Here is a 9,264-nt window from a genome sequence, read left to right as displayed (position 1 = left end):
AGTTTTCAAGGTTCAGTTTGTCCGTCCTGTAAAAGCAACTTCTCTAAGTTATCACCGTTAAGCGAAAGAGTCAAGCCTTTTTATTATTGCGAAAAACTTAATTTCCCTTAGCGACGTGTATTATCATAATACATTTCCTGTGGAATTGTCAATGATTAAAGCAAAAAAAGTTTCAAAAACGTATAAACTTTAATTATTAGGGCAATAAAACATTATTCTCTAGCTTCTTTCACCGTGATTTTCATAGAAAAAAAGCTATTGCCAAAGTCCGAAAAAACGGATTTCACCAACAGCTTTTCTTTTCCCTTCATATTTCTTTGTTGCTGAGCATCCAGGCAGCTTAGTCAAAATTCAAAAGTGGTGGCCGTTCCACCCGCTTTTAAACCTCCACATCGCAAAACAAAAAAACTCATTTCTATCCAGCTTGCATTGAAATGGTGCAGAAGCAGTATTTCGCGATGCTCGTTTTTGGGGCTTTTTAATATTCAAACCCTACCCTTATCATTAAGAAAGACCGACGCCGCTCTGGACTTCCTCAAGTATAGCCAGAACGAAAAGACAGCAGTCTTTCCCTTCAATGTTCCAAGTTAGTTTTTCACATAATAATAACGGTGGAAGATTCCTTCGCTTTTTGTCATAACACCGTTAATGAAAATAAGTTCCTTATCTATAAGATATTCAATGAAAACCTCTAGATCAGAGGAATAGTTTTTCAATTCTTCCTGTTCGTGCAATTCCTGGATTGTCCAGCTGCTCTGCTTTTCCATGACTTCCCTTATATGAAGAGCACCGTCCTGTGTCCGTGAATGGATGTAGAACTCACTTGCCAAGAATAACAGCTCCAGCCGCTTATCGATCGGTTCATCGCTCGATATCAATTCTTCGTACAGCTTATAGATTGCTGGCTCCATCTGTTTTACCTGTGACCAGACAGTCACTTCTGGAGGCAAACCGTTCTCGAGTACCGCCAATCGCGCCAAATGATGCAACGACTCTACCATATGATGGTAGGCATCCATATAATTCTTCTCTTCAAAAAACACTTTCCCTTCCATATAACGGCGAATCAGTTTGGCGAATTCCATACCCATCTTGATTTTCCGTCCATAGAAAGGATAGTCCTTCAACTCTGTTTTTAACTTCTCCATGAACTCGTTGCGATCATAAATGACACGGCCATAGAAAAGCCAGTCGACAATTTTACGATTTGTTCCAAGCAGCAGCCATTTATGTAATTGCCTTTCGGTAATGATGTGCATTGCAGCCTTTTTATCTAAATACGTGTAATGTTTAGTGAACACCGGTGTCTCATTTTCCTTGGTGATGATCAGCAGAATCGAATCAAAGGTATCCGTAATCTGACTGACCTTTTCTCTTTTCTCCACTAAGATTACCCCCAGCGTACTTTCCTGGCTGGCGCGCTCCTGATAAATCGGTCGTAGGATTTGTTCCATCAACTCTCACTCCTTGCTGTCTCTATCGCATTCCGTCATGAAACTGAACGGAGCGGCTAGTAATGAACTGCAGCGTAATTCCATTTTCCCTATAGTCTGTCGGACTTTGCCGTTCTCTTTTTATCAGACGATGAAACCAAACGCATTGGCTTCCGCTTTTCTTTATTTCGACATATTTATTGTCGATTCCTTCATTTGAAAACCGATATCACTTTTTAAGGGCATTTATGATATAGTATGATGGATGCAAGGAGGAAATAAACCATGAAACCTTATAAAAATAAAATTAATCGCATTCGGACGTTTGCGTTAGCGTTGATTTTCATCGGAATCGTCATTATGTACGTCGGTATTTATTTCAGAAATCATCCCGTTGTTATGGTGATTTTCATGCTGCTGGGTGTTATCGCGATTATCGGAAGTACGGCTGTCTATGGTTGGATTGGTTTGCTTTCTATGAAAACCGTACCAGTTGAATGTCCTAGTTGTGGAAAACACACAAAAATGCTGGGCCGTGTAGATATCTGTATGCATTGCAATGAGCCCTTGACGATGGATCGTTCTCTCGAAGGAAAAGAGTTTGACCAGGACTATAATAAGAAAAGCTCGCAACAATGAAAACATCCAGCGAATCAAAACTTCGCTGGATGTTTTTTCGTCTCCTAAAAAAGAAGCTTACCGCGATTGCGCAGTAAGCTTCTTTTGCTGACGAAAGATTTATTGGGCCTTTGCCGTTTTGCCTAAGCATCCCTGGCATGTTCCGTAAATTTCAAGGCGGTGATAATCCACTTGGAATCCAGTGACATGGGAAGCTAAATGCTCGACTTCATCAAGTCCCGGATAATGAAAATCGACTATTTTTCCGCAATCGTTGCAGATAATATGATAATGGTCATTTGTAACAAAATCGAAACGGCTTGAAGAATCTCCGTAAGTCAATTCTTTTACCAGCCCCGCTTTTCTAAACACCCGTAAATTATTATAAACAGTTGCAACACTCATATTAGGAAATGTTTTTTCGAGCGCGCGATAAATGTCATCCGCTGTTGGGTGCGTTGTTGAATGAATCATGTACTCCAATATCGCGTGGCGTTGGGGTGTGATTCTTACACCTGTTGACTTCAAAGCATCAAGCGCGTCTTTTAATTTCACTTCAGACATCGCCGTGCACCTCACTTCATAGATATTCTTACATTGTAATCGTTACAAACAGTGTACCTAATGGAAGTGGTGGATGTCAAGAAATCACTATACTGACGCCAGTTGCCACGCGAGTTCCGCCTTATTTTTCGTGCAGCCCTTTTTCTTTCCGTCCAAGCCGCTGGTTGACCAAACGCGCTGCGACAAATAAAAAGTCGGACAAGCGATTTAAATAGGCCAGAACATTCGGAGGGACGTCGGTTCCGATTGACAAAACCGTCCGTTCAGCTCTTCTGACGACAGTCCGGGCTACATGAAGAGCCGCTCCGGACGGATGTCCTCCTGGCAAAATGAAGTTGCTGAGCGGCGGAATTTCAGCATCATACTGATCAATCCACTGCTCCAGCTTAAAGACATCTTGTTCCTCCAATTTCCATTTAACTTCTTTTCCTTTCGGCGTAGCCAGTTCGGCACCAACATGGAATAAAGTCGTCTGGATTTCGTGGAACACCTCACAAAGCGCTTCTTTTTCTTCAAAAAACTCGGTATTCATGTGCCCAATTGCCAAGCCGATCAACGAATTCGCTTCGTCACACGTTCCATAGGCCTCAACCACTGCATCGTTTTTCGCGATCCGTGTTCCGTAAACCAATGAAGTGATGCCTTTATCGCCAGTTTTCGTATAAATCTTCATACTCAATACCCCTTTTCCATATTGACCAGATTTGCCGGGACGGTTTGGCCAGCAAGCCATTCTTTGAGATTTGGAATAAAGATATCCAAAGCACGCTCCACGTACTTGCCCGAGTGGCTGGAGACATGAGGTGACACGACAACATTGTCCATCGTCCAATAGGGATGATCCTGTGGAAGCGGCTCCTGTTCAAAAACGTCCAGAACAGCATAGGCAATCTCATCAGCCTGCAGCGCATCCAACAGAACCACATCCGTAACCAGGTCTCCCCTTCCAAAGTTCATGAAGATGGCCGTTTTTTTCATTGCTTTGAAATGTACTTCTTTCAACAGGTGTTTGGTTTCGTCGGTGCTCGGCAAAATCGAAAGGACATAATCCGCTTGTGGAAGTTTTTGAAGAATGTCTTCAAAAGAGACCATTTCATCCATATGCGGAGCCTGCGCTCCAGAGCGGTTGCAGCCGATAGTGTGGACACCGAATGCCTGCAGTAAGCGTCCGATTTCTGAACCAATGGCCCCCGGCCCCAGAATGAGTGCTGAAGAGCCATGCAATTCTGAAGAACGGACCTTTCTGTTCCATTCCTGGCTGCGCTGATTTTCATAAATGGCCGGAAGTGAGCGTTTTAATGACAATAGATGAGCCAAAGCAGATTCAGCCATCGGTATTTTATGGATGCCTTTGACATTGGATACGATTATGCCTCGTTCTGCAATTGGCTGGTGAGGAAGCTTTTCAATGCCGGCACTGGCCACCATGATCCATTGCACTTTTTCAGCGGTTGCAATATCCTCCGCTGTCAGGTCTTCCCCGTATGTGACGATGATGTCAGCAGAGGGCAAACGCGTCTTGTTTTTATAGAGGAAATGGAAATCGACTTGTGGAAACTCAGTTTCCAGCCTCTGCTGCTGATCTTCTTTTGGAATGAATGTAAACAGGATTTCCATGAATGTCTCCCTTCTTACTGATCGCTGAGTGTCTTTAAAGTTTCCAGGACGTCCTGGATATGATTCGGAACTTTCACTTTGTGCCATTCTTTTACGATCGTTCCAGTCGGGTCGATCAGATAAGTCGCACGTTCGATGCCCATGAATTTTTTGCCATACATATTCTTTTCTACCCAGACTCCGTATGCTTCTGAAACCTGATGGTCTTCGTCCACCAGCAACGAAAACGGCAAGCCGTGTTTTTCACTGAATTTATTGTGCTGATCTTCTGAATCAGCGCTGACGCCAAGAATTACTGCGTTGAGTGCAGAAAAATCCGCCTGGGCATCACGAAAATCACAGGCCTGTGTCGTACAGCCTGGTGTCATATCTTTTGGATAAAAATAAAGAACCACGTATTTACTACCGGAAAAATCCTTCAGGGAAACCGTTTCCCCCGCTTCGTTTTTCAATGAAAATTCAGGTGCTCGTGTACCTACCAATACCGCCATCTCCATCACTCCTTTTCTTATCTCTATCGTACCGAACACCGGCGCCAGTTTCAATTTCTTTGGCGTTTCGCAATGAGATTGTCTACAATAAGGAATAGATTAATCTTTAGGAGGCATTCATTCAATGAATCATTCAACATCAGAAAAGCTTCACGAAGAAGCATTAGAACATATCGTAGGCGGCGTCAACAGTCCATCCAGATCCTTTAAAGCGGTAGGCGGCGGGTCTCCCATTGCCATGGAACGTGGACAAGGCGCTTACTTCTGGGATGTTGACGGCAACAAATACATAGACTATCTGGCAGCTTACGGGCCCATCATCACCGGCCATGCGCATCCCCATATTACACAGGCAATTACACGCGCGGCGGAAACCGGCCTGCTCTATGGCACTCCAACCCGCCATGAGATCACTTTTGCTAAAATGCTGAAACAAGCGATGCCGAACATGGATAGAGTCCGTTTCGTCAACAGCGGTACAGAAGCGGTCATGACGACGATCCGCGTGGCGCGTGCTTACACGGGACGGACAAAAATCATGAAATTCGCCGGCTGCTATCACGGCCATTCCGACTTGGTCCTGGTTGCTGCCGGATCTGGCCCTGCCACACTTGGAACGCCCGATTCAGCCGGCGTGCCCAAATCAATCGCTGAAGAAGTGATCACCATCCCGTTCAATGACCCACAGGCTTTTTCAGAAGCTATGGACCGTTGGGGTGAAGAGATCGCCTGCTTGCTGGTCGAACCGATTGTCGGCAACTTCGGAATCGTCGAACCAAGAGAAGGCTACCTTGAAGAAGTTCATCGCATTGCTCATGAAAAAGGGGCTTTGATTGTCTATGACGAAGTGATTACGGCTTTCCGTTTCCATTACGGTGGTGCTCAGGATATGCTTGGTTTAGTGCCGGATTTGACAGCACTCGGGAAAATCATTGGCGGCGGTTTGCCGATTGGCGCTTATGGCGGAAAAAAAGAGATCATGGAAACCGTAGCTCCTCTCGGGCCCGCTTACCAAGCGGGTACTATGGCTGGAAACCCGGCCTCTATCCAAGCCGGTATTGCCTGTTTGGAAGTGCTCAGTGAAGATGGAATCTACGAAAAGCTGGATAAACTTGGTGCTCAGCTTGAAAAGGGCATTTTAGCCGCGGCAAAAGAATTTGGCGTGACCATTACCGTTAACCGGCTGAAAGGCGCACTGACCATCTACTTTACCGATGTAACAGTCGAAAACTACAAACAAGCAGAAGCGACTGACGGAGAAATCTTTGGCCGATTCTTTAAACTCATGCTGGAGCAAGGAATCAATTTAGCTCCATCAAAATATGAAGCCTGGTTTTTAACAACTGAACATACCGAAGAAGATGTAGAAGTTTCCATTCAAGCGGTCCGTGAAGCGTTTAAACAGTTATAATTAGTAAAAACCATATTTAGCGGAAGGAGTCCTTGAGTCAATGAGATTAGGTGCACGTATTTTAAAAACCGGCGTGGCCATTTCTATGGCCTTGTTTCTGGCCAACTTACTTGGATTGCCTTCCCCTGTATTTGCGGGAGTTGCGGCTATTTTCGCTATTCAACCCTCTATTTATCGATCATACCTAACCTTGCTTGATCAAATTTACGGCAACTTGATCGGTGCAGCCATTGCCATCATTTTCGTACTGATGCTCGGCAGCAATTATTTGACGATTGGTGCTGCCGCGATCTTAGCCATTGCGCTGATGCTGAAGCTGAAACTGGAAAATACCGTGCCGTTGACTTTAGTGACCATGATTATCATCATGGATTCCCATTCCGATAACTTTCTAACCTTTGCTTTCTTGAGAATTGGTACTGTCATGCTTGGTATTTTATCTGCCTTTGCTGTGAACATGATTTTTTTGCCACCGAAATACGAAACACGGCTTTTCACTTCAATCCATGAAGTCAGCGAAGAAGTGATTCGCTGGATCCGGGTCTCTATTCGCCATGCATCCGATCACGCGTCGGTTAAAGAAGACATCGATAAATTGACGGAAAAGCTGCTGAAAGTCGACCAGTGGTATTCGTTTTACAAAGAAGAACGCAGCTACACAAAAAAACACCAATATGCGAAGGCACGTAAATTGGTGCTTTACCGACAGATGATTGCCACCTCCAAGAAAAGCCTTGAAGTTTTAAGGCGCCTGAACCGTTTCGAAAACGAACTGATGGAGCTTCCTGAACACTTTCATATGATGGTCCAGGAAAGGCTGGAAAGTTTAGCCAGCTACCACGAGCAGCTTTATATGAAATACGTCGGCAAATTGCGGCCGGAACATAGTGAAGGTTCTGGGGCAGATGCCATTATGAAACGCAACGAAGTAATGACAATTTTTGTAAAAGAAATTAATTTAGCACATGAGGAAAATGAGGATGAGTTTTCGGTCTATCATTTGATGCATGTCTTATCGGCAATATTGGATTATGAAGAGCAGCTGGAACACTTGGACTTGCTGATCATCGCTTACTTGAACTATCATTCAGAAGAAGTCGACCAAGACCTTGAAAATGCCATATAAAAAAACGTGTGGGGCAATTGCCCCACACGTTTTTTTATGATTTCATTCGCGGATCCAAAGCATCACGCAAGCCGTCACCCATCAAGTTAAAGCCAAGGACCGTCAACATGATGGCAACCCCTGGAAAAATCATCGTCCAAGGTGCATTCGTCAAGTACGAGCGCGAATCTGCCAGCATCTTTCCCCATTCCGGTGACGGAGCCTGTGCCCCCAGCCCAAGAAATCCAAGAGCAGCCGCTTCGATGATGGCAGTCGCAATGGCAAGTGTCCCTTGTACAATCACCGGTGCCATCGAATTCGGCAGGATATGCGACACCAAAATTCGATTGTCCTTCATACCGATTGCTTTCGCGGACATGATATATTCGTCTTCTTTGATGCTCAAAACTTTGGAACGGATCAAGCGGCCGAAGTTTGGCACGTTGATGATCGCAATAGCGATCAATGCATTGCGCAGAGATGGCCCAAGAACCGATACGACCGCAATTGCCAATAAAATACTTGGAAATGCCAGCATGATATCGAAGATGCGGGAAATAATCGTATCTACCCAGCGTCCATAATAGCCGGCTAAAATCCCTAAAATACTCCCTACTACAACCGATCCAATGACCGCTAAAAAGCCGACCCATAACGAAATTCGGGCTCCGTACACAACCCGAGATAAGATATCTCGGCCAAAGTCATCTGTTCCCATCCAATGTGTGGAAGAAGGAGGCATAAGCCGTTGAGACAGGTTTTGTTCATTGATGCCTTGCGGCGTAAAAAGCGGACCAAAAATTGCGAGCAGAATAAAGAATATGACAATCCCCATTCCGACAACCGCTACTTTACTTTTGCGGAAACCGCGCCAAGCCTCTTTCCAGGGGCCTGCGACTTTCTGCATTTCCGCTTCGTCTTGTTTGATAACTGTTTCAGCCAATGTACGTCTCCTCCTTCCTAATCATATTTGATACGCGGATCGACCAAGCCGTACAGAAGATCCACAAACAGATTAATCATAACAAAAATAAACGCAACAATGAGAATTCCCGACTGAATGACTGGATAATCCCGGAAGCCAATCGCTTCATAAATATACCGTCCGATTCCCGGCCAGCCGAAAATAGTTTCCGTCAAAATAGCGCCGCCAAGCAGCAGCCCCATCTGAAGTCCAATAATCGTCAACACCGGAATAATGGCGTTTTTAAGCGCGTGTTTGTATACTACCCAAAACATCGACAAGCCTTTCGAGCGAGCTGTTCGGACATAATCCGAACGCATCACTTCCAACATGCTTGAACGCGTCATTCTGGCAATAATCGCCATCGGTATCGTCGCTAAAGCTGTCCCCGGCAATACAAGGTGTTTCAAAACAGTAGCCAGTTGATCAAAATCTCCAGCAATCAAGGTATCGATCACATAGAAACCGGTGATGACATCGACAGGATCACGGACATTTTCACGGCCCGTTGTCGGGAGGATTCCCAATTCGATCGAGAAAATCCATTGGTTCATTAATCCCAACCAGAAGATTGGCATAGATACACCGATCAATGCAATAATCATTGCCGTGTAATCAAACCATGAATTCTGAAACCAGGCTGAAATGATGCCAGCATTGATTCCGATGATGACTGCAATAATAATAGCGAATAAAGAAAGCTCGATTGTTGCAGCCAAGTATGGCCAAACTTCATCCACCACTGGAGTTCGCGTACGAAGTGACTCTCCCAGATCTCCTGTCACCAGCCCTTTTAAATAATCAAAGTACTGGATATACCAGGGATTATCCAACCCCAAATTTGTTCGCAATGCTTTTATCGCTTCTTCGGATGCTTGTTGACCAAGGATGACTTGTGCAGGATCACCAGGAATTGCGCGGATGATCATAAATACGATAAATGTCATACCGAGTAAAACCGGGATTAGCTGTAGAAGCCGCCTTCCGATATAGTGAAGCATCTTCTTCACCTCTCCATCTCTTGCAATATGTATAACAGGAAGAAAAAAGGGAGGAAATCA

General features: G+C 44.7%; 10 protein-coding genes. 3 read left to right on the top strand and 7 right to left on the bottom strand.

What is annotated here, in order from left to right:
* Nucleotides 1-587: 587 nt before the first annotated feature.
* Nucleotides 588-1,454, bottom strand: coding sequence for a nucleotidyltransferase-like protein (locus J7I83_RS17410; RefSeq protein WP_215102838.1), 867 nt, complete (start codon nucleotides 1,452-1,454; stop codon nucleotides 588-590).
* Nucleotides 1,455-1,718: 264 nt separating this feature from the next.
* Here J7I83_RS17410 and J7I83_RS17405 point away from each other — a divergent pair, with 264 nt between their 5' ends.
* Complete coding sequence (locus J7I83_RS17405) at nucleotides 1,719-2,072, top strand: YgzB family protein (RefSeq protein WP_215102836.1); 354 nt, start codon at nucleotides 1,719-1,721, stop codon at nucleotides 2,070-2,072.
* Nucleotides 2,073-2,171: 99 nt separating this feature from the next.
* Here the strand turns inward: J7I83_RS17405 and perR are convergent, their stop codons facing one another.
* From perR to bcp, 4 genes are all read right to left on the bottom strand, one after another.
* On the bottom strand, nucleotides 2,172-2,615 hold the full coding sequence (gene perR, locus J7I83_RS17400; protein ID WP_215102833.1) for a peroxide-responsive transcriptional repressor PerR: 444 nt from the start codon (nucleotides 2,613-2,615) through the stop codon (nucleotides 2,172-2,174).
* Nucleotides 2,616-2,736: 121 nt separating this feature from the next.
* Nucleotides 2,737-3,288 (bottom strand): cob(I)yrinic acid a,c-diamide adenosyltransferase, encoded by a 552-nt coding sequence (locus J7I83_RS17395; RefSeq protein WP_215102831.1) that lies wholly within the window; start codon nucleotides 3,286-3,288, stop codon nucleotides 2,737-2,739.
* Nucleotides 3,289-3,290: 2 nt separating this feature from the next.
* Nucleotides 3,291-4,232, bottom strand: a complete 942-nt coding sequence (locus J7I83_RS17390; RefSeq protein ID WP_215102829.1) for a D-2-hydroxyacid dehydrogenase — start codon at nucleotides 4,230-4,232, stop codon at nucleotides 3,291-3,293.
* A gap of 14 nt (nucleotides 4,233-4,246) precedes the next feature.
* Nucleotides 4,247-4,723, bottom strand: a complete 477-nt coding sequence (gene bcp, locus J7I83_RS17385; RefSeq protein WP_215102827.1) for a thioredoxin-dependent thiol peroxidase — start codon at nucleotides 4,721-4,723, stop codon at nucleotides 4,247-4,249.
* Between the two features lie 124 nt (nucleotides 4,724-4,847).
* Between bcp and J7I83_RS17380 the strand changes: the two genes are divergently transcribed.
* Together J7I83_RS17380 and J7I83_RS17375 are read left to right on the top strand one after the other, a co-directional pair.
* Nucleotides 4,848-6,134 carry a glutamate-1-semialdehyde 2,1-aminomutase gene (locus J7I83_RS17380; RefSeq protein ID WP_215102825.1) on the top strand — a complete coding sequence of 429 codons (1,287 nt, stop codon included), beginning with the start codon at nucleotides 4,848-4,850 and terminating at the stop codon, nucleotides 6,132-6,134.
* Nucleotides 6,135-6,174: 40 nt separating this feature from the next.
* Nucleotides 6,175-7,260 carry an FUSC family protein gene (locus J7I83_RS17375; protein ID WP_215102823.1) on the top strand — a complete coding sequence of 362 codons (1,086 nt, stop codon included), beginning with the start codon at nucleotides 6,175-6,177 and terminating at the stop codon, nucleotides 7,258-7,260.
* 34 nt (nucleotides 7,261-7,294) lie between these two features.
* Here the strand turns inward: J7I83_RS17375 and nikC are convergent, their stop codons facing one another.
* Complete coding sequence (gene nikC, locus J7I83_RS17370; protein ID WP_215102848.1) at nucleotides 7,295-8,146, bottom strand: nickel transporter permease; 852 nt, start codon at nucleotides 8,144-8,146, stop codon at nucleotides 7,295-7,297.
* Nucleotides 8,147-8,199: 53 nt separating this feature from the next.
* A complete protein-coding gene (locus J7I83_RS17365; protein ID WP_215102846.1) occupies nucleotides 8,200-9,204 on the bottom strand; it encodes an ABC transporter permease in 1,005 nt (334 codons plus the stop codon).
* Nucleotides 9,205-9,264: the final 60 nt, after the last annotated feature.

The sequence above is a fragment of the Planococcus sp. ISL-110 genome (assembly GCF_018613575.1).
Lineage (GTDB): Bacteria > Bacillota > Bacilli > Bacillales_A > Planococcaceae > Planococcus.
This window is presented reverse-complemented; position numbering and strand designations above follow the sequence as displayed.